The sequence below is a fragment of the Cyanobium sp. ULC065 genome, from assembly GCF_977927515.1.
On sequence record NZ_OZ376393.1, the window covers coordinates 665,648 to 683,263 of the forward strand.

At 67.2% G+C, this 17,616-nt stretch carries 16 protein-coding genes; 9 read left to right on the forward strand and 7 right to left on the reverse strand.

Going from position 1 to position 17,616, the window contains the following annotated elements:
• Positions 1–308 precede the first annotated feature (308 nt).
• A complete protein-coding gene (locus ACXMDP_RS03080) occupies positions 309–1,007 on the reverse strand; it encodes a DUF3747 domain-containing protein (RefSeq protein WP_094512039.1) in 699 nt (232 codons plus the stop codon).
• 62 nt (positions 1,008–1,069) lie between these two features.
• On the opposite strand from ACXMDP_RS03080, the gene ACXMDP_RS03085 reads away from it, so the two are divergent.
• The 6 genes from ACXMDP_RS03085 (at position 1,070) to ACXMDP_RS03110 (ending at position 7,965) form a co-directional block, all read left to right on the forward strand.
• Entirely contained in the window at positions 1,070–1,855 is a 786-nt protein-coding gene (locus tag ACXMDP_RS03085) for a ribonuclease H family protein (protein ID WP_259729888.1), read from the forward strand.
• 11 nt (positions 1,856–1,866) lie between these two features.
• Positions 1,867–3,045 (forward strand): quinone-dependent dihydroorotate dehydrogenase, encoded by a 1,179-nt coding sequence (locus ACXMDP_RS03090; protein ID WP_233132907.1) that lies wholly within the window; start codon positions 1,867–1,869, stop codon positions 3,043–3,045.
• 100 nt (positions 3,046–3,145) lie between these two features.
• Entirely contained in the window at positions 3,146–4,093 is a 948-nt protein-coding gene (locus ACXMDP_RS03095) for a type IV pilus biogenesis protein PilM (protein WP_259729887.1), read from the forward strand.
• Positions 4,090–4,800, forward strand: coding sequence for a PilN domain-containing protein (locus tag ACXMDP_RS03100; protein ID WP_259729886.1), 711 nt, complete (start codon positions 4,090–4,092; stop codon positions 4,798–4,800). The genes ACXMDP_RS03095 and ACXMDP_RS03100 overlap by 4 nt, the downstream gene beginning before the upstream one ends.
• Positions 4,797–5,549, forward strand: coding sequence for a hypothetical protein (locus ACXMDP_RS03105; protein ID WP_259729885.1), 753 nt, complete (start codon positions 4,797–4,799; stop codon positions 5,547–5,549). The genes ACXMDP_RS03100 and ACXMDP_RS03105 overlap by 4 nt, the downstream gene beginning before the upstream one ends.
• Before the next feature lie 157 nt (positions 5,550–5,706).
• Entirely contained in the window at positions 5,707–7,965 is a 2,259-nt protein-coding gene (locus ACXMDP_RS03110) for a type II secretion system protein GspD (RefSeq protein WP_259729884.1), read from the forward strand.
• Between the two features lie 18 nt (positions 7,966–7,983).
• Here the strand turns inward: ACXMDP_RS03110 and ACXMDP_RS03115 are convergent, their stop codons facing one another.
• The 4 genes from ACXMDP_RS03115 to ACXMDP_RS03130 all read right to left on the reverse strand — a co-directional run bounded on the left by ACXMDP_RS03115 (position 7,984) and on the right by ACXMDP_RS03130 (position 12,598).
• Positions 7,984–8,820: a pentapeptide repeat-containing protein gene (locus ACXMDP_RS03115; protein ID WP_259729883.1), complete on the reverse strand. Its 837-nt coding sequence runs from the start codon at positions 8,818–8,820 to the stop codon at positions 7,984–7,986.
• A 61-nt stretch (positions 8,821–8,881) separates the two neighbouring features.
• Positions 8,882–10,699 carry a transglutaminase TgpA family protein gene (locus ACXMDP_RS03120; protein WP_259729882.1) on the reverse strand — a complete coding sequence of 606 codons (1,818 nt, stop codon included), beginning with the start codon at positions 10,697–10,699 and terminating at the stop codon, positions 8,882–8,884.
• A complete protein-coding gene (locus ACXMDP_RS03125) occupies positions 10,696–11,673 on the reverse strand; it encodes a DUF58 domain-containing protein (protein WP_259729881.1) in 978 nt (325 codons plus the stop codon). The genes ACXMDP_RS03120 and ACXMDP_RS03125 overlap by 4 nt, the downstream gene beginning before the upstream one ends.
• On the reverse strand, positions 11,660–12,598 hold the full coding sequence (locus ACXMDP_RS03130; protein WP_259729880.1) for an AAA family ATPase: 939 nt from the start codon (positions 12,596–12,598) through the stop codon (positions 11,660–11,662). The genes ACXMDP_RS03125 and ACXMDP_RS03130 overlap by 14 nt, the downstream gene beginning before the upstream one ends.
• Positions 12,599–12,650: 52 nt before the next feature.
• On the opposite strand from ACXMDP_RS03130, the gene ACXMDP_RS03135 reads away from it, so the two are divergent.
• On the forward strand, positions 12,651–13,802 hold the full coding sequence (locus tag ACXMDP_RS03135; RefSeq protein WP_259729879.1) for a pyridoxal phosphate-dependent aminotransferase: 1,152 nt from the start codon (positions 12,651–12,653) through the stop codon (positions 13,800–13,802).
• Here the strand turns inward: ACXMDP_RS03135 and ACXMDP_RS03140 are convergent.
• Positions 13,771–14,868 (reverse strand): UDP-N-acetylglucosamine--N-acetylmuramyl-(pentapeptide) pyrophosphoryl-undecaprenol N-acetylglucosamine transferase, encoded by a 1,098-nt coding sequence (locus ACXMDP_RS03140; protein WP_259729878.1) that lies wholly within the window; start codon positions 14,866–14,868, stop codon positions 13,771–13,773. The two genes, ACXMDP_RS03135 and ACXMDP_RS03140, sit on opposite strands and share 32 nt — an antisense overlap.
• Positions 14,869–14,945: 77 nt before the next feature.
• Here ACXMDP_RS03140 and ACXMDP_RS03145 point away from each other — a divergent pair, with 77 nt between their 5' ends.
• Positions 14,946–15,767: a hypothetical protein gene (locus ACXMDP_RS03145; protein WP_457767068.1), complete on the forward strand. Its 822-nt coding sequence runs from the start codon at positions 14,946–14,948 to the stop codon at positions 15,765–15,767.
• A gap of 103 nt (positions 15,768–15,870) precedes the next feature.
• Entirely contained in the window at positions 15,871–16,314 is a 444-nt protein-coding gene (locus tag ACXMDP_RS03150) for a hypothetical protein (RefSeq protein ID WP_259729876.1), read from the forward strand.
• A gap of 63 nt (positions 16,315–16,377) precedes the next feature.
• Here the strand turns inward: ACXMDP_RS03150 and ACXMDP_RS03155 are convergent, their stop codons facing one another.
• Complete coding sequence (locus tag ACXMDP_RS03155; protein ID WP_255141363.1) at positions 16,378–17,583, reverse strand: phosphoglycerate kinase; 1,206 nt, start codon at positions 17,581–17,583, stop codon at positions 16,378–16,380.
• Between the last annotated feature and the right edge of the window lie 33 nt (positions 17,584–17,616).

The window sequence follows — 17,616 nt, forward strand, 5'->3', positions numbered from 1 at the left end:
TGTGGGCGTGATCTGCTGGCCCCCTCGGCTGGAGCGGCTTGCTTGGCCTGCCGTCCTGAAGCAGCTTGGCCTCCCCAGCCGCCGCGGAACCGTCAAGACAAAAAAAAGCCCCGCCGAGGGCAGGGCTTTAGAGGTGGGACGTTTCAGGGAGTCTGTCCTTGTTTCGACCCTTGAAGGTCGTCCCTCACCCCTCACACCCCCGAACATTAACGCTGCTGAAAAGGGGGGAGTGGGGGAATGGGTCGCTGGTTCAACTGTCACCACGGCTGTTGCTGCTCCTTTCGTGGCCGCCCCCATCCCCTCGGTGTTCACTCCTCGAACGGCACCACCTGCAGGGCGATCGGTCCCTCGGTTTCTTCGTAGGAGGGCCTGCTGTCGTCCCTGCGGCCCAGCAGTGGGCGTTGGCGGCCGGCCACGAGCGAGCCCCTTGCCTGAGCGGCCCGTGCCAGCAGGTCCTCCAGCGGCGTGCCGTTGGCGAAATACACGTGGCTGAGGGTCTGGTTGCCGAAGGCGCGGCGGTTGAGCTGCCAGTCGGGCTCCAGGGTGATTGCCACAAAGGCGTCCCGATCGCGCAGCGGCACGGTGCCGCGCCCCACGACCAGGGTGGTGGTTTCCGTGGGGCTCATCGCCTGCAGCTGAAGCTCCTGGCCCACCTGCCGCAGCCGCAGGCGGTAGCGGCTGGCCAGATCCTGGTCGGCGACCCGCAGCGAGTAGCCGTTGCTGTCGAGATAACGGCTGCAGATGCCGGTGAAATCGAAGCGGTTGAGGGAGGGATCCACCAGGCCATCCGGCCGCTGTTCCCAGCACAGCGGCCGTGGTGCCAGTTGCTCGAGCACCAGCAGCGACCAGTCGGCCGAGCCCACCGGCTTGGCCAGCACCGCAAAGCGGGAGGCATCCACAGGCACGCTGTTGAACACGCCCTGGGCCAGGGCCACGGAACTGTTCACGGCAGGGGCGGCGGCCATCGCCAGACCGAGCCCCGCCAGGGCCAGGTAAGTTCGCTTCATGATCGTGTGCGTCCTGGCCAGAGGGGGATCCAATGTTTACCGAACTTTTCGCCTGACGCCCAGTGGGTGCTGAGCCGGTGCGGGTGGTGGCAGCGGCCTGTGATGGGGCCTGCAGTGGCAACCCGGGCCCAGGGGGCTGGGGCGCACTGCTGCGTTTCGAAGACGGCAGCATGATCGAACTGGGTGGCGCGGATCCGGCCACCACGAACAACCGCATGGAATTGACGGCGGCCCTGGCGGTGCTGGAGCGCCTGCGCGAGCTGCCACGCCACCCGGATCTGCGCCTGCGCACCGACAGCCGCTACCTCATCGATGGCCTGCAGCGCTGGATGGCCGGCTGGAAGCGCAAGGGTTGGCGCACCGCCTCGGGCAGCCCGGTGCTCAACAAAGACCTCTGGGAAGCGCTGGATCGGGCCCGGCTGCCGGATGTGCCGCTCGTGCACGTGCGCGGCCACAGCGGCGACCCCGACAACGACCGCTGCGACGTGATCGCCGTGGCCTTTTCCCGAGGCGGCAGACCTGCTCTGGCCGGGCGCGCTGCCGCAGGCGCCGCTCCTCTTGTCGCTTCTGTTCCTCCACCGGCGGCCTCTGCACCCGCGGCCGGCGACCCCCTTGCTGCCGGCACCCCTGCTGACGACCCTGCGCCACCGGCACTGACCGCCTTGCTCAGCCGCCTGGAACTGGCGGACCGGTTGGCGGACGGCGGGTTTACCCTCTCGGCAGCCGAGCTGGCCCAGCTGGTGGATCTTCCCCTCGCCCGTTTGGCCGAGCGTCCCGGCGACTGGGTCTGGCGCGATTGGCACGTCCGCTCGCTCGACCAATGTCGCTGGCGCCTGGAGCGTCGTTGATGGAACCCCCCATGGCATCGGCCCCGCCCCTGTCCAGCACCGAAGCGCTCTACCGGCGCTGGGTCGGTCCGTTGCTCGCCCGCGATGACGGGGCCGACGCCGAACAGCTCACCCAGCTCACTCTCACCGCCTTGGGGCTGGCCTCCCGGCGCCGGCACTGGCCACTGGTGTCGGGCAGCCTGGCGGGCCTGGGGGCGGAATTGCAGCGGCCGGATCTGCGCCTCGAGCAGACCCTGTTCGGTTGCCGCTTCGCCAATCCGCTGGGCCTGGCGGCCGGCTTTGACAAGAACGCGGTGGCGGCTGGCATCTGGCACCTGTTCGGCTTCGGTTTCGCCGAGCTCGGCACGATCACCTGGCACGGCCAGCCCGGCAATCCGCGGCCCCGGCTGTTCCGCCTCTCGCAGGAGCGGGCCGCCCTCAACCGGATGGGTTTCAACAACAACGGCGCTGTGGCCGCCAAACGCACCCTGGAAGAGCAGCACCTGCCGCCGGCCGGGCAACGTCCGGCCGTGCTTGGCCTCAACCTGGGCAAATCCAGGATCACCTCGCTCGAGCGCGCCCCCGACGACTACGCCTCCACGCTGGAGCTGCTGGCCCCGCTGGCCGATTACGCGGTGATCAACGTGAGCTCTCCCAACACCCCGGGGCTGCGGGACCTGCAGGACGCCACCCAGCTGCGACGGCTGGTGGAGCGGTTGCGCCGTCTGCCAGGTTGCCCGCCCCTGCTGGTGAAGATCGCTCCTGATCTGGAAGACGACGCCATCGACACGATCGCGCGGTTGGCTTATCAGGAGGGGCTGGCTGGCGTGATCGCCGTGAACACCAGCTTGAACCGTCTGGGCCTGGAGAAGCGCCGCCTCGCGCAGACCGGACGCACCCTGGAGGAGGAGGCCGGTGGCCTGAGTGGCGCCCCCCTGCGTGGCCGTGCGCTGGAGGTGCTGCGCCGGCTGCGGGCCACGGCTGGACCAGCCTTGCCACTGGTGGGGGTGGGTGGCATCGACTCGCCTGAATCCGCCTGGGAGCGCATCACGGCGGGGGCGTCGTTGATTCAGCTGTACACCGGTTGGATCTACGCCGGGCCTGCACTTGTGCCAACCATCCTTGAAGGCCTCCAGCAGCAACTCGACCGCCACGGCTGCCGCCATATCGGCGAAGCGGTGGGCAGCGGTTTGCCTTACCTGAGCGCCTAGCGAGCGATTCGGTGCATCGGCGGAAGTCTGCCGATACGATTCGCGAATCTTTTCGTCGCCGATCTTGGTTCTCGCTGGCTTGCAAGAACGGCTGCGGCCTTTGACGGCCCGTCTGTTCCCTCCCCGCCTCCTGCTTGTGCTGGAAGACGAGCAAGTCACCTTGATGCATTTGAAGGGAGCCACCTACCCGCCCACAGGCACTTTGCTGCGCACTGTGCCGTTGCCACGCGGCACCTGCAGCGGTGGCCAACCTCAGCAGAAAGCGGCCCTTGGGGACCTGATCGGTGATCTGGTGGTGGAGCTCAACTTGATGGGGGCGGAGGTGGTGGCGGCCTTGCCCGCCGCTGCCTGCACGCTCCGGGTGGTGGAGTGGCCCTATGACGACTGGCCTGAGCAGCCCGACCTGGCGCTGCGGGAGTTGAACCCGGATCTGGGGCTCCCATTCCCAATGACCCAGACCTACATCACTCTTGGGCCTCTCCCCTCGCGGGATCCATCCCGCCCCCCCACCTCGCTGGTGGCCATCGGCCAGCGCGCCATGATCCAGGCCTGGGTGGAGGTGTTCTCCATCGCCGCCTTGGATCTTGTCTGCCTTGAGCCCGCCCAGGTTGTGACGCTGCGGGCGTTGGATCCTCTGATTGCTGCGGCTCCTGCCGGCGAACTGATGGTGTTGCTCGAGCTCCGTGGGGACAGTGCCGATCTGTTGCTGGTTCGTGATGGCATCCCCGAATTCAGCCGGCGGGTCACGGCAGGCGCCATGTCGATCGAAAGGGAGGTGCGTACCTGTCTGGCGTTCTGGCAGCGCCGGGATCCGAGCATGACGTCCGTGCGGGTGCTGGTTTACGGCCCCGCTCAAGACTGCGCGAAGGTTTCCGATACGCTCTCGCCGACGCCGTCGTGGAGCGTGGAAATCGTCGACCCCCTGCAGCAACGGTGGCTGAGCATTGTCGGCACCGAGAGCGATCCTGATCCTTCCGCTGCCGACGCGGTCGGTGGAGCGTCCCTGGTGCGGATGTGCGGCCTGGCTGCCGGAGACCTGTCCCGATGAGCGCCTCCTTACCCCCCGTTGACCTGCTGCGCGAACGCCGGGTTGAACTGGGCCTGCCAGCGGATGGGCCGCCACCTCTTGACGCTCGGCGGCTACTGCTGATCGGCGCCGCCGTCGGTGGTGGCCTTGTGGTGGCGATGCTGGCCGTTTCGCTGCTGCTGCGGATTCAGCAGCAGATGATCTCTCAGGAATTGGAGCGTCTGGCACCGGTGCGGGGGCAGGTGGCCCAGCTGGAGCAGGAACTGGCCGCCGAGAAGGCCGCCAATGACAAAACCCGCGCCAGCAACGCGTCCCTGGCCGGCGGACTGGTCACACTGCGCTCCGGTTCAGCGCTGATGACGGATGTGAGCCAGCGCACCCCTCGCGGCCTGCAGCTGACCCAACTCACGGTGGAGAAGCAGGCCCTCTTGATCAAAGGCCGCAGCGCTGATCCGGGTGCCTTTGAGCGCATCAATGCTCTGGTGCTCCAACTCCAGGGCTCACCCCTGCTGGATCCGAGCCAGATCACCCTGGCCAGAGCAAGCCGGCCCTCAGCTGGTGGGTCAGGGTCGAGCCCAGAGGCCAATCTGGTGGCCTTCGAAATTTCTGCGGGCTTCCGCGCTACGGCCGAATCACTCAACCAGCGCCTGGCCCTGCTGCAGAGCCTCGGCGCTGAAGGCCTCGCCTTGCGGCTGCAGAAGCTCCGCCGTGAGGGAGTGCTGCCATGACGAACCTCCAGGAAGGCATCAAACCGCCATCCCCTGCCTTGCGGATCGGACTGCTGGCGGGTCTCCCGATCGCCGCCGGTGCCCTGCTCTCAGGACTGGTGTTCTTCGGCGGGGTCTGGCAGCCCTGGAGCAGCCTGCGCCAAAACCAGGTCCAGCTTGATGAATTGCGCGAGATGGAGCGCCGTCTTCCCTTGCTGCGCGTTCAGCGGCTGCGCCAGATCGAGGACACCGAAAAAATCCGCAAGCAGCAGAGCAACCTGTTGCAGCTCATCGCCGGCAGCGGCGATTTCGATACCTTCATGGCGCAGCTCAACCGGGAAGCGAGTGCTTCCGGTATCCAGCTGGATGTGTTTGAACCCGTTGCCCCGCCTGCCGCACCGGCGGCTGCCGAGGGCGCCCCTCCCGCACCGGGCCAACCGGCCCAAGGAAAGGCGGCCGCCGACCCCAAGGCTCCGCCGCCCCCGCCCCAGGACCCATTGGAAGCCAGTGGCCTGGTGAAAGCGACGACCTTGCTCAGTGCCCGCGGGCGTTATCCCAACCTGCTTGATTTCCTGCGCCGGTTGGAGCGTCTGGGGCTGCTGGTTGTGCAGAGCGATCTGAACGTGGCGCTTCGAGAGGCAAGTGCCCCTGCTGCTGCTGATTCTCCTCCACTTGCTGATCTCAAGCTCAATCTCTCTCTCTATCGAGAGGGAGATCCAGCGCCCAAGCCGCCTAAGCCGCCCGAGCCCGCTCAGCCCACGACGCCCTGATTTCCCCATTCATGCCCATCGCGTCGCACACGTTCACTTCTACACATAAGATCCCCCAACGATGAAATTTGCGGAGAACCGGTCAGTGCGACGAGTTGGAAGTCTGGCTCTTTCGGCAGCCTTTCCAGTGCTGACCCTTTTGCCGGTTGCCGAAGCCATGGCAGCGCCCGGCCAGGTGGGTCCATTTCAGCCAGGGACTCCTGCCGCCGGAACGAACCCTCCCGCCAGCCAGTCCGGCTCAGTGGAGCTGAAGATCCGCCGCCTGCCCGATTCGGTGGAGTTTGTGATCGAAGGCACCGGTGCAGCTCCGCAGCTGCAGCAGTTCACCAACAACCGGGGCTGGGAGGGGCAAATCCTCCTCACCGGGCCAAACAGCCTGCGGCGCGGCCCCCAGAGGGTGAGCCTGCCGGATCTGGGCTTCGAGTCGGTGAGCCTTGAAGGCGAAGGCACCCGCTACTTCCTGCAGGTGTCTCCAAGTCGTGGGGGATCCATGCCCCGCCCGGTGGTGAGCGCAGACGGCCGCAACCTGATCCTCACCTTCCCCGCTCCCCGCCAGAGTTCCACCCAGACCGGCCGGCTTGACCTCAATACACCGGGCCGGGTGGATCAGCCGCGCTTTGCGCCACCGCTGCAACCCAGGGCGGTGGCACCGCCGGTGGGCGACATGGCCGTTGGCAGCATGCTCCTGCGCAACCGCAGCTTCGTGAATCTGCGGGGTCCGAGTGTGACCATGACCCTCCGCAATGCCCCGGCGAAGGACGCGCTGATGGCCGTGGCCCAAATGGGTGGTTATGGCTTCGTCTACGTTGACGACTCGCCTGCCCCTGGCGCGACCCCCGCTCCACCTGACACGGCCATCAACACCAGGCGCGTGTCGATCGCCTTCCGTAATGAGCCCTATTCCAGAGCCGTGAACGCGATCCTGTTGGCCTCTGGCCTGCAGGGAAAGTTGGAAGGCAATCTGATCGTTGCTGGCCCCAGCGCGCTGAGCAAAACCTTCGGATCTCAGCTCTCCAAGGTCTACCGGCTCAATCAGGCGTCAGCCAACTCTGCTGCTGACTACCTGGCGAGCCTCGGGGCCACGATCAACAAGACGTTCACCACCACATCCACCTCCAGCGAGGTGGCTTCCACAGGCACACCAGCGAACAACACGGCCGCTTCCACCGCCACGACTGCCACCACCACGCAGATCAACTCCTTCGGCGCCAGCCAGGGGCCGCTGGTGGGGCTGATCGGCACCACCGACACCAGGCTCGGCACCATCACCCTGGTGGGGGAAAGCTCTCTGGTGGCGATCGCTGAGGCCTATCTCAAGCAGCTGGATCTGCGCCAGCGGCAGGTGGCCCTTGCTGTGCGCATCCTTGATATCAACCTGGAGAACTCCCAGGATATCGCCAACAGCTTTGCGTTCCGCTGGGGCAATAATTTCATCGTCAATGACAATGGCCAGCTTCTGGGTGCCTTCGGGTCGCGGCTCCCGCCCACGGCTGGTGATTTCCGGCGTGGTGTTCCCAACGATCTGACAGTTGAACTCACGCCTGCCCAAGGCACAACACCGGGAACCGTTACGACCGGCGGCACCAATCTGCCAGGGCTGGTGGCCACCGGTGCGGCAGCATTGAATGGCGGTCGGTCGGTCGGCGCTTCCCTCACCGATGGCTTCCGCCGGAATCCCGGCCAGAACTTCCCGCAAGACAGTTTCTTCGACTTTGTTCAGGCCCAGATCGTTTCGCGCAACACCAAGCTGATCGCAAGTCCCACGTTGATCCTGCAAGAAAATCCCTCCCGCCTGCGCGATGGCGGCGCAGGCGCGGGAGAAAGCGGCAACTCCAACCAGGGCCTTGATTCCTACACGATTGATTCGCCCATTGCCCGCAGCCGTGCCAACGAATCGGTCGTGCGGGTGGGCACCAATGTGATCACCAATGTTGAGGTGGAGCAGCAGGAAAATGGTGGTACCCAATGCACGTTGGAACTCTCGACAGCCGGTCTGGTGCTGGGCGCCCGCGTCGAGAAAATCGATGACAACGGCTTCGTGACCTTCTCGCTTTCCCCCAGCATTTCCGCCGTCACCGACTCGGTGCCGGGCCCACCCTCCTGCACCAGCCAGGTGAGCATTCTCAGCGTGCGGCGGCTGGACACCGGCGCTCTGCGGGTTCGCGACGGCCAGACCCTGATCCTCACCGGTGTGATTTCCGATGTGGATATCGCCGAGGTAACAAAATGGCCCATTCTTGGTGATCTTCCCTTGGTCGGCCAGTTCTTCCGCGGCTCCTCCAACCGACGTGAAAAGCGTGAGTTGGTGATCATGGTGACGCCGCGAATCATCTCCGACAATGACGGCGCCACCTTCGGCTATGGCTTCCAGCCCTCTACGCCGGAATCCCGCCAATTCATGAGCAACCCGCAGTGAAATCGCAGCGGTGAGAGCTCAGAACGCCAGGGGGATGAACGCCTTGGCGGCCAACGGCAACAGGAACTGAACCACACCCATTGCCCCGCCCACAACCTGGCTGCCGAAGGCATTGCCTCCGTCTTTTCCTTGCCGGGGATCTTTTTTCAGCTTGGCGGAGGCCTCCAGCAACTGCTCGGACGTGGCCAGATCCCCGCTGGTGGCGTAGAGCTGAGCCGCATAGCTGAAATCGGCGGCGGCCTGCTCGGTCTTGGCTTGCTCTCCGCGCACGATTCCGCGTGCCACCCAGCTGATCGCCGCCTCCTGGTCGCGCTGAATGGCCGCGTCGAAGAAGCGTTCTGCCTCCGGCAGGCGCCCTGCTTTGGCCGCTGCGACGCCGGCATTGTGCAGCTCGGCGTGTCCCTGAAGGGCGGGATCGATGCCCCGGGCCCCCTGCCAGTGGGTCGTGGCCAGGCTGCCCGTGTCGACCTGGGCGCCACTGAGGTCGGCCTCCCGCAGGTCGGTGCCTTCCAGCGTGGCCCCCCTCAGATCGGCTCCCCTGAGCGAGGCCCCCTGGAGGCTGGTGAAGCTGAGATTCGCCCCGCCGAACTTGGCGCCATCCAGACGGGCGCCACTCAGGTTGGCGCGCTGCAGCTGGGCGTTGCGCAGATCCGCGTCGCGCAGGTCTGCCCGCACCAGATCGGCGTCCTGCAGCTCGCAGCGCTTGCAGGAACGCGTGTCCAGCAGACGCACGACGGCATCAAATGAGGAGGCGCCGGCTGGGGGCATCAGCCCGAAGGCCGTCAGTGAACCCAGCAGCAGCACAGCCAGCCTTGGCTGGAGACCGCCCATCATCCGCTGCTCGCATGGATCCATGTGTTCTATCGAGCAGCACGGCTTACTGGACTGGAACGGGGCCGGATCCTGTCCCGGATGCTCATGCCTGTGAGCTCGAGGCGGCGGGCAAGGCTCCGAGCTGTTGCCGCAGCTGGCGCAGGCGCTTTCTGGAGGCCTGGCGCTGGTCCTGCGGCAGCGCTGGCCCGAACCGCTGCCGCAGGTAGGTGCAGGCCAGTTCATCCAGTGCGGAAGCGAGATCAGGGCGCTGCTGTCCGGCTCGGCGGCAGAAGCTGCCGAGGTCTTCGCCGGGGCGTGGTTCGAACCCCAGCAGCCGCAGGCGCTGGAGACAGTGATCGAGCTCGCGTCGCAGGCTATCGGTGTCGCGCCGCCGCTGGCTCCAGTGCATCAAGGGCAGCACGAGGCCGAGGCAGAGGGCCAGTGCTGCCACCAGCAAGGCGCCCAGCCATTCATGCCGCTTGCCCAACAGCCGCTCAATCAGCGCCATCTGGTCCTGGCGGTTGAAGCTCATCACCCACCCGGTCCAGCGCAGATCGATGCCGCGCCACTGGAGCAGGGCCCAGCCCAGTGGGCTGAACTGGCGGGGGGTTTGCCCGGCAGAGATCGGCTGGCCGGCGGTGATTCGGAGCGGCGAAACCCAGGCGGTGGGATCCACCAGGACCCAGCCCTGGTCTGCCAGCCAGACTTCGCTCCAGGCATGGGCATCGCTCTGACGCACATCCAGGTAACCGCCGCCGCCCACCTGGGGCACCCAATCTCCCCCCTGGTAGCCGAGCACGATGCGGGCAGGCACGCCGGCGGCACGCATCAGGGCCGTGAAGCCGGAAGCGAAGTGCTCACAGAAGCCCGTCCGGGTGTCGAAGAGGAAGGCGTCCACCGGATCAGGGCCCGGCAGCAAGCCTGGCTGGGTGGTGTAGCGAAACGGCTGTGAGCGGAACCAGCGTTGGGCTACAGCGACCCGATCAGCAGGCGGAAGGGTGTCCTTCCACTCACGGCCGAGGGCCTGTAGGCGGGGGTTGATGCCGACCGGCAGCTCCAGGGCGGCTTCCCTGGGCGGCTGAAGCTTCCAGGCTGCGGGCGCGCTCAGGTTGGTGAAGCCATAGGCGCGCCGTTCGATCGGTGGCCGGTTGTTGAGCAGCACGCCATCGGGGCTGATGCGCAGCTCCGGATCCAGCGGTTGGCCTTGGCCGCTCCAGGGGAGCACCGGCAGCAGCATGGGCTCGGCCAGCCAGAACTGTTCGCGGCTGCCGGTGGGTGGCGCGCCGGCAGTCTGTGGGAGTAAGGCATTGAGGTTGTCTTCGTCGGGCAGCCGTTCCCAGCGCTGGCCATCGAAGCTGTGCAGCGTGAGCACCCGCCAGTACCGGGACTCCGGCGGTGGCGGTTCTTCGTTCGTGAAGCTGATCCGGGCCGCTGGCGTGTCCACCGCCACCAGATCGGCGATGCTGCCGGTGTCGAGCTGATCAGAGAGGCCGGTACGGGCAGTCTGTCCCATGGGCACCGTCCAGAGCGGACCGACCCGCGGCACCAGCAGAAACAGCACCAGCACCAGGGGCAGGGCGGCGCCGAGCAGGCGCAGGCTGCGGGCCAGCAGGGTCCGCAGCTGCACAGCACTGCCGAGTTCCAGCGACAGCAGGCTGCTGAGCGCCAGCAGCGTGGTGAGCAGCTGGATCAGGCTGGGCCCCAGACCGGGCAGCAGGGCCGCCATCACGCCGGTGATCACCAGAATCAGCAGCGAGGCGCGTCGCAACTCGCTGCGGGAGTGCGCCTCGCGCAGCTTGAGGGCGGTCAGCGTGATCAGGCAGATCGCCCCCCAGCTCAGCGGCATGCCGGTGTCGATCGCTGGCAGCAAGGCGGCCAGTAGGCCGAGCGCCACCCATTGCAGCCGCCGGTGCCCGCTCACGGAAGCAGGGCCAGGGCCGCCAGGCACTGGTCGCGATGGCGGCTGCCGCTGCCCGGAGCGATCGTGGTGCCGCCCAGGATCAGGCCGTAGCTGTCACCGGCAGCACTGAGCGCCCAGATGCGGGCACTGAGGTGTTCGAGCGCCTGCTCCTTCGGCACGTCCGGTTGGGGGCTAAGGAGGGGCTCCGACGGCGGGGAGCCGCCGAACACCTTGGAGTGGGCGCCCCGGCCCCGCGCCATGGATTTCCAGAACAGCCGGCTGACCCCTTCCTCGGCCCTGTGTGGCCGCAGATCGACCCAGTGGTCATGGCCCAGGGCGCTGGGGCGGCCGCTCACGTTCAGCCGGTTCCCCTCTGCATCAGCAAAGGTTTCGGCCACCGGCCCTTCGCGGCGGGCTGGGTAAACGAGCTGGGCGGTGGGCGGTTCCCACAGGCTCCAGCAGCGGAACAGACCGAGGGGAGCACTGGAGCTGATACGCAGTCGGCCGGGCCGTTGCAACCCCCGCTGCTGCGGTTGCCAGGGAATTGACAACTCGGACCGGCCCGGCTGGATCTCCTGATCGCGGCTCTGGGTGCTGCTGTCCTGCAGCAGCGCAGAGCCCAGGATGAAGCCGATGCGCAGCTGATCGCGATGACACTGGCTGTGCACGACCACCGGGTAGTTGAGTGGGGCATCGGCGAAACCTGGCGGGGGATCGCTGCAGCTCAGTTCGAGGCCTTGCAGATTGAAGGCGGTGAGATGCATCGCCAACAGGAAGAGCCCCAGCAGCAGATAAGACATCATCAGCGTGCCGTTGCTTTGCAGCTGGATGCCCACCACCTGCAGCAGCACGACGGCCATCAACCAAAGGGCGCCGAATCCAGTGGGCAGGATGTAGATGCTTCGGGCGCCAAGGCGCAGCTGGTGCCCGGCGTGAGGCCGGAACAGGCCATTGCGCTTCGCCTTGGGGACAGCTGGGTGGTCAGCGGAGACCATCGACGCCCGCCAGTAAGCGGTGGCTCCAACTGCCGGAGGCACAGGCACCGACACCGTTGGTGGCGATCGGCTCGCCGTTGTCCATGCGGTGTTCGCAGACGCTGGGAAGTACGGCCTGCACATCGGCGGGAATCACGAAATCGCGCCCCTCCAGCAACGACCACGCCCGGGCTGCCGCCAACAGCGACTGGGCGGCGCGCGGAGAGAGCGGCGAAGCACCGAAGCTGTCCTGGCGGCTGAGCTGCACCAGATCGAGCACATAAGCGAGCAGAGAAGGCTCGGCATGCTGGGCCGCCGCCTGCTGTTGCAGGGCGAGCAGATCGGCGGCTGTCAGCAGGGCCGGCAGCTGGTCGGGCCGCATCGCCTGGCCGCTGAGCAGGGCCAACTCCGCTTCCCGCTCGGGGAATCCAAGGGTGAGCCGCATCAGGAAACGATCCAGCTGGGACTCCGGCAGCGGGGCGGTGCCGGTTTGATCGAGGCCGTTCTGGGTGGCGATCACGAAGAAGGGCGAGGGCAGCTCATGGCTGGTGCCATCAACGCTGACCCGGCCACTGGCCATCGCCTCCAACAGCGCACTCTGAGTGCGTGGGCTGGCCCGATTGATCTCATCGGCCAGAAGCACCTGGCTGAACAGGGGGCCAGGCTGGAAGCTGAAGTTGCCACTGGCCGTATCGAGCACACCGATGCCGGTGAGATCGGCAGGGAGCAGATCGCTGGTGAAGTGCACCCGCTTGAATTCCAGCCCAAGACAACGGGCAAGAGCTTCGGCGAGGGTGGTTTTGCCCATGCCGGGCAGATCTTCGATCAGCAGGTGGCCGCGTGCCAGCAGGCAGGCCACGGCCAAGCGGATCTGCTGGTCTTTGCCGAGCAGGACCTTGCTGACATGCTGGACGACCCGTTGCGGCGACACAGACTGGACCGTCACCAGCAGTTCCACCTATCAGATTAAAGGATTCTGAGTCTGGGAGCAGGGGACGATGACCAGTACGCCGGGCAGCCACGAGCTGGAGCTCCGGCACGGCGGCAATCTCGAGGCGGCGGCCAGCCGCCTCGGTTGCCAGCCGCATCAGGTGCTCGATGCCAGCGCCTCACTGGTGCCGTTCGGCCCCCCCGCCTCCCTGCGGCGGGCGTTGCGGGTCTGCCTGCAGGGAGGTGCCGCCGGCACGGCCCTGCGCGACTATCCCGACCGCAGCTATTCCCGGCTGCGGTCGGCGATCGCTGCCCACCACGGCATCGACCCGGCGGCGGTGCTGCCTGGCAATGGGGCTGCTGAACTGTTCACCTGGGCGGCCCGGGAGGCGGCGGAGGCGGGCCCCAGCCTGCTGCCCGAGCCCGGCTTCGCCGATTACCGACGCGCCCTGGCCTGCTGGGACGGGGCCATCGAACCTCTGCCGCTACCGCCGCCATTCCCTTCAACGCAGCTACCGGCAGGTCGCCATGGCGCACAGCCGGCCTGGGCCTGTCCGGCTCCGTTCCCCGCCCCTGCTGGCCCCGGCGCGGCGCTGTGGATCACCAATCCCCACAACCCCTCGGGCCAGCTGTGGGACCGCCGTTCGCTCGAGCTGCTGCTTGACCGCTTCGCGCTGGTGATCGTGGATGAGGCCTTTCTTCCCTTGGTGCCCGATGGCGAGCGGCACTCGTTGGTGCCGCTGGTGGCAGACCATCCCCAGCTGGTTGTGATTCGCAGCCTCACCAAGCTGATGGCGATCGCCGGGCTTCGGCTCGGCTACGCGGTAGCAGCTCCAGCACGTTTACAGCGCTGGCAGGAGTGGCGGGATCCCTGGCCGGTGAACGGCCTGGCCGCTGCCGTCGGCCCGCTTGTGATCGCCGATTGGCGCTGGCAGCAACGCGTGCAGCGCTGGGTGGCGCGGGAAGGCCCCTGGTTCCACCGTCAGCTGGACGGTCTGCCGGGCCTGAGCCCGCAGGCCGCGGCGGCCAACTTCCTGCTGATGAGGAGCGACCGGCCGCTGCTGGAGCTGCGCGAGCGTCTGGAGAGACGTCACCGCATCCTGCTGCGTGACTGCCGTTCGTTCGCGGGTCTGGGGGAGTGCTGGCTACGCATCGGCCTGCAGGACCGCCGCGGTAACCGCCGCATCCTCAGGGCGCTGCGTTGTGAGTGGCGGGAATGAGCGCCTCGAGCAGGTGGGCGAGTTGCCGGTCGGCATCGCGCACCGCCAGACGCTCCATGCCGCTGCGCAGTTCCAGGAGGGGATCGGCGGCCGGAGCACTGCCCCGCAGCCTTGGTCCGATCAGTCGCCAGAGCGTTCGGCCCAGGGCCGGATGCCCAGCAGCGTGCTGGTGCACGATCACGGCCGCGCCGGCGGCGGCGGCAGCTGCCGCATTGGCCTCCTGGTGCTGGTCGGCGGCCTGCGGGTAGGGCACCAGCAGGGCGGGTGTGCCGCAGACCGCCAGTTCGCTGAGGCTGCCAGCTCCAGCGCGGCTGATGGCCAGGTCGGTGTGCTGCAGCAGCCCCGGCAGCTCATCGCTGAACGTGCGCTCCACCAGTGCTGGGTGCTGCAACACTCCCACCTCCGGGTCGTTGCTACCGGTGAGATGCACCACCCGACAACCGGCGTTGAGCAAGGACGGCAGCAGCGGCCGCACCATGCGATTCAGCCCCAGCGCGCCCTGGCTGCCTCCCATCACAAGCAGCAGCGGACCCTCCCCTGCCGGCACCCAGGGTGGTACGGGCGTGGGCTCGAGAAAGGCGCGGCGCACGGGGGTGCCGGTGAGCAGCGGCGTGCTGCCAGGCAGGCGTTCCGCCGCCGCCGGCAGGCCGATCGCCACCCGGGTGCACCAGCGGCTGAGCAGACGGGTGACCCGCCCGGGGATCGCATTGGATTCGTGCAACACCACCGGAATGCCGCACCAACGGGCAGCCAGGATGGCGGGGGCGGCGATGTAGCCGCCAGTACTGAACACCACCTGGGTGCGCTCGCGGCGGATCACCCGCCGCACCTCACGGCTGGCGGCGATCAAGCGCAGGAGCTGCCAAAGCTTGCAGAGGCCCTGCCCCTGCAGCCCACCGGCGTGCACGGTGTGCAGCGGATAGCGGCTTGGCACCAGATCCGTCTCCAGCCGATCGGGCACCCCGAGCCAACTCACGGTCCAGGAGGCCGGCAGGGCCTCCGCCACCGCCAGAGCAGGGAAGAGGTGTCCACCGGTGCCGCTGGCGGCGATCAACAGGTGGGTCATCAGCCTTCAAGGACGGGCGGGAGTGCCCTCTCCGGGCGCGCCTAACTTAAAAGCACCCCGACGACCGCCATATGCCCATGCCGTTGCACCGCCTGTCGCTGCCCTCCCTGTCATTGCACCGCCTGTCGTTCACTCGCCGTTCGCTCCCGCGCCCGCACAGGCCACACGCCTTGCTCTCGGCCCTGATGTTGGCAGCCGCCTGCTGGGCGCCGACGGCGATGGCGGCCGCTCCCGGCACCGATCTGCTGCGCAGCTTGGAGACCGCCCTCAACAGCGGCTCCGCCGGCAGCGTGGCTGCCTTGCTCAAGGCTGGCGACGGCATCGATCCGGCTGACCTGGAAGCCCGTTACCGCAGCCTCCGCACGCGCTTCCCTGATGCCCGCTGGCAGATCACCCCGGGGGACAGCCTCAAGGACGGCCGCAGCACTGTGCGCATCAGTGTGAGTGGCACCAGCCAGGTGGGCGCCTTCCTCTATCGCCTGCAGGCGGAGCAGCTGCTGGCCCTCAGCATCCGGGATGGACGGCTCGATGGTCAGGAGCTGATTTCCGAGAACGCCACCCTGCGCAGCGGCAGCACTGACCTGCCAGTCAGTGTGCTGATCCCTGATGCGGTGCTCACCGGCCAGCGGTATGACGTGGACGTGGTGTTCGATGACCCGCTTGACGGGGCGGTGGCCGCCGGTGGCATTGTCGCCGTGAGCGAGGAGCAGATCCGCTCCTTCCAGAGCCCCGACCTTGAACTCACGGCGCTCGGTGGCGGTGGGGTATTCAAAGTGGTGCAGGCGCCCCAGCAGCCCGGCAGCCAGACCTGGGCCGTGCTGCTCGTGCATCCCGATGGCATCGTGAGCACCACCAAGCGGGTGCGGGTGGTGGGCAACCGGGACGCGCTCACGCCCTGAGCGCGTCCGCCAGCCACATCCGGTCATCTTCGGTGGCTGCTGAGTGTGCGTTTAGACAGAGATCGGCGACAGCATGAGGGCGCCTGAGCACATGATCTTCCTGATGTCCTCCACCCGTTTGCAACGACTGTTGCTACCCCCCGTCGTCGCCACCCTGGCGGTGATCGTCCATCTGGCCGCCGGCCAGGCCCAGGCCGTTCCTGCCGACGGATCCGGCGCTGGTCGCAGGGCCTGGCTCGAGTCGGTCGAGAAGCTCACCCCTAGCCAGAAGCAGGAACTGTTCAGCTTCCAGCGAAGCCTGTCCCTGAAAACCCATGCCGAGCAGATTTCCATCCTGCAGAGCAGCGAGCGTTGCGTCAGCGCCGCGACCGACTTGGACGACTTGCAATCGTGCCGCCGCAAGGCGATGGCAAGCCGTCGCGCCCTGATGACCAAAAACCGCGATCAGGCAAAAGCCTTCAACCAAAAGCTCGGCCTTCCCATGCCGGAGCTGAACGGGGAAGACAAAGGTGGCCGCCGCGGCCGGGGCAGCAGGCAGGCGCTCTGATCTGAGCCAGCGTGGGGGCAGTAGCCGCCCCAGCCTCTCCTGCGTCGCCCCGGTGACCTGAGATCAGGCCTCGTCGAGGGCAGCCACGCCGGGCAGCACCTTGCCTTCCAGCAGTTCAAGGCTGGCGCCACCACCGGTGGAGATGTGGCTCATGCGCTCGGCCACGCCCACCTTCTCGACAGCCGCCACTGAATCACCGCCGCCGATGATCGTGCAGCAGCCCTTGCCGCTCAGATCGGCCAGGGTGTGGGCGATGCCGTTGGTGCCGGCAGCGAACTTGTCGAACTCGAACACGCCCATGGGGCCATTCCAGATCACGGTCTTGCAGTCGGCCAGGGCCTCCTGGAAGGTCTTGATCGAATCGGGGCCGATGTCGAGGCCCATCCAGCCGTCGGGGATGGCGTCGATCGCGGTGGTCTGGCTGTTGGCGTCGGGGGAGAAGGCATCGGCCAGCACCACATCGGTGGGCAGCAGCAGCTGCACGCCCTTGGCGGCCGCCTTGGCCTCCAGCTCCTTGGCGAGCTCAAGTTTGTCGTCTTCCACCAGGCTCTTGCCCACCGCCAGACCGCGTGCCTTGTAGAAGGTGAAGATCATGCCGCCGCCGATCAGCACCTTGTCGCACTTGTCGATCAGGGCTTCGAGCACGCCGATCTTGCTGCTCACCTTGGAGCCGCCCACGATCGCCGCCAGCGGCCGCTGAGGCTCATCGATGGCGCCCTGCAGGTACTGCAGTTCCTTCTCCATCAGATGGCCGGCCACGCTGGGGCTCAGGTACTTGGTGACGCCTTCGGTGGAGGCGTGGGCCCTGTGGGCGGCGCCGAAGGCGTCGTTCACATAGACGTCTGCCAGGGCGGCCAGCTTTGCGGCGAAGGCGTCGTCGTTCTTCTCTTCCTCGGCGAAGAAACGCACGTTCTCCAACAGCACCACATCGCCGTCGGCCATGGCGGCCACCTTGGCTTCGGCATCAGGGCCGATGCAGCTGTCGGTCTTGACCACGGGTTTGCCGAGCAGCTCGGCGAGGCGGGCCGCCACCGGGGTGAGGCGCATCGTTTCGTTCACCTGGCCTTTGGGACGGCCGAAGTGGGCGGCCAGGATCACCCGGGCTCCCTTGGTGGTGAGGTCGTTGATCGTGGGCAGGGCGGCCCGGATGCGCGTGTCGTCGGTGATGGCACCGTCACCGTCGAGGGGCACGTTGAAGTCGACCCTCACCAGAACGCGCTTGCCGCTCAGTTCATCGGCGGAGAGGCTGGCCAGGGAGCGCTTCGTCATGGATTCAAGATGTAAGGAAAGATGCGCGACATT

Bases quoted from the DNA above. Each gene is read 5' to 3' on its own strand.
- ACXMDP_RS03140 (WP_259729878.1), bottom strand. From the start codon at position 14,868: ATGACCCACCTGTTGATCGCCGCCAGCGGCACCGGTGGACACCTCTTC.
- ACXMDP_RS03125 (WP_259729881.1), bottom strand. From the start codon at position 11,673: ATGGTCTCCGCTGACCACCCAGCTGTCCCCAAGGCGAAGCGCAATGGC.
- ACXMDP_RS03110 (WP_259729884.1), top strand. From the start codon at position 5,707: ATGGCAGCGCCCGGCCAGGTGGGTCCATTTCAGCCAGGGACTCCTGCC.
- ACXMDP_RS03090 (WP_233132907.1), top strand. From the start codon at position 1,867: ATGGCATCGGCCCCGCCCCTGTCCAGCACCGAAGCGCTCTACCGGCGC.
- ACXMDP_RS03115 (WP_259729883.1), bottom strand. From the start codon at position 8,820: ATGGATCCATGCGAGCAGCGGATGATGGGCGGTCTCCAGCCAAGGCTG.
- ACXMDP_RS03100 (WP_259729886.1), top strand. From the start codon at position 4,090: ATGAGCGCCTCCTTACCCCCCGTTGACCTGCTGCGCGAACGCCGGGTT.
- ACXMDP_RS03150 (WP_259729876.1), top strand. From the start codon at position 15,871: ATGTCCTCCACCCGTTTGCAACGACTGTTGCTACCCCCCGTCGTCGCC.
- ACXMDP_RS03135 (WP_259729879.1), top strand. From the start codon at position 12,651: ATGACCAGTACGCCGGGCAGCCACGAGCTGGAGCTCCGGCACGGCGGC.
- ACXMDP_RS03105 (WP_259729885.1), top strand. From the start codon at position 4,797: ATGACGAACCTCCAGGAAGGCATCAAACCGCCATCCCCTGCCTTGCGG.
- ACXMDP_RS03145 (WP_457767068.1), top strand. From the start codon at position 14,946: ATGCCGTTGCACCGCCTGTCGCTGCCCTCCCTGTCATTGCACCGCCTG.
- ACXMDP_RS03080 (WP_094512039.1), bottom strand. From the start codon at position 1,007: ATGAAGCGAACTTACCTGGCCCTGGCGGGGCTCGGTCTGGCGATGGCC.
- ACXMDP_RS03155 (WP_255141363.1), bottom strand. From the start codon at position 17,583: ATGACGAAGCGCTCCCTGGCCAGCCTCTCCGCCGATGAACTGAGCGGC.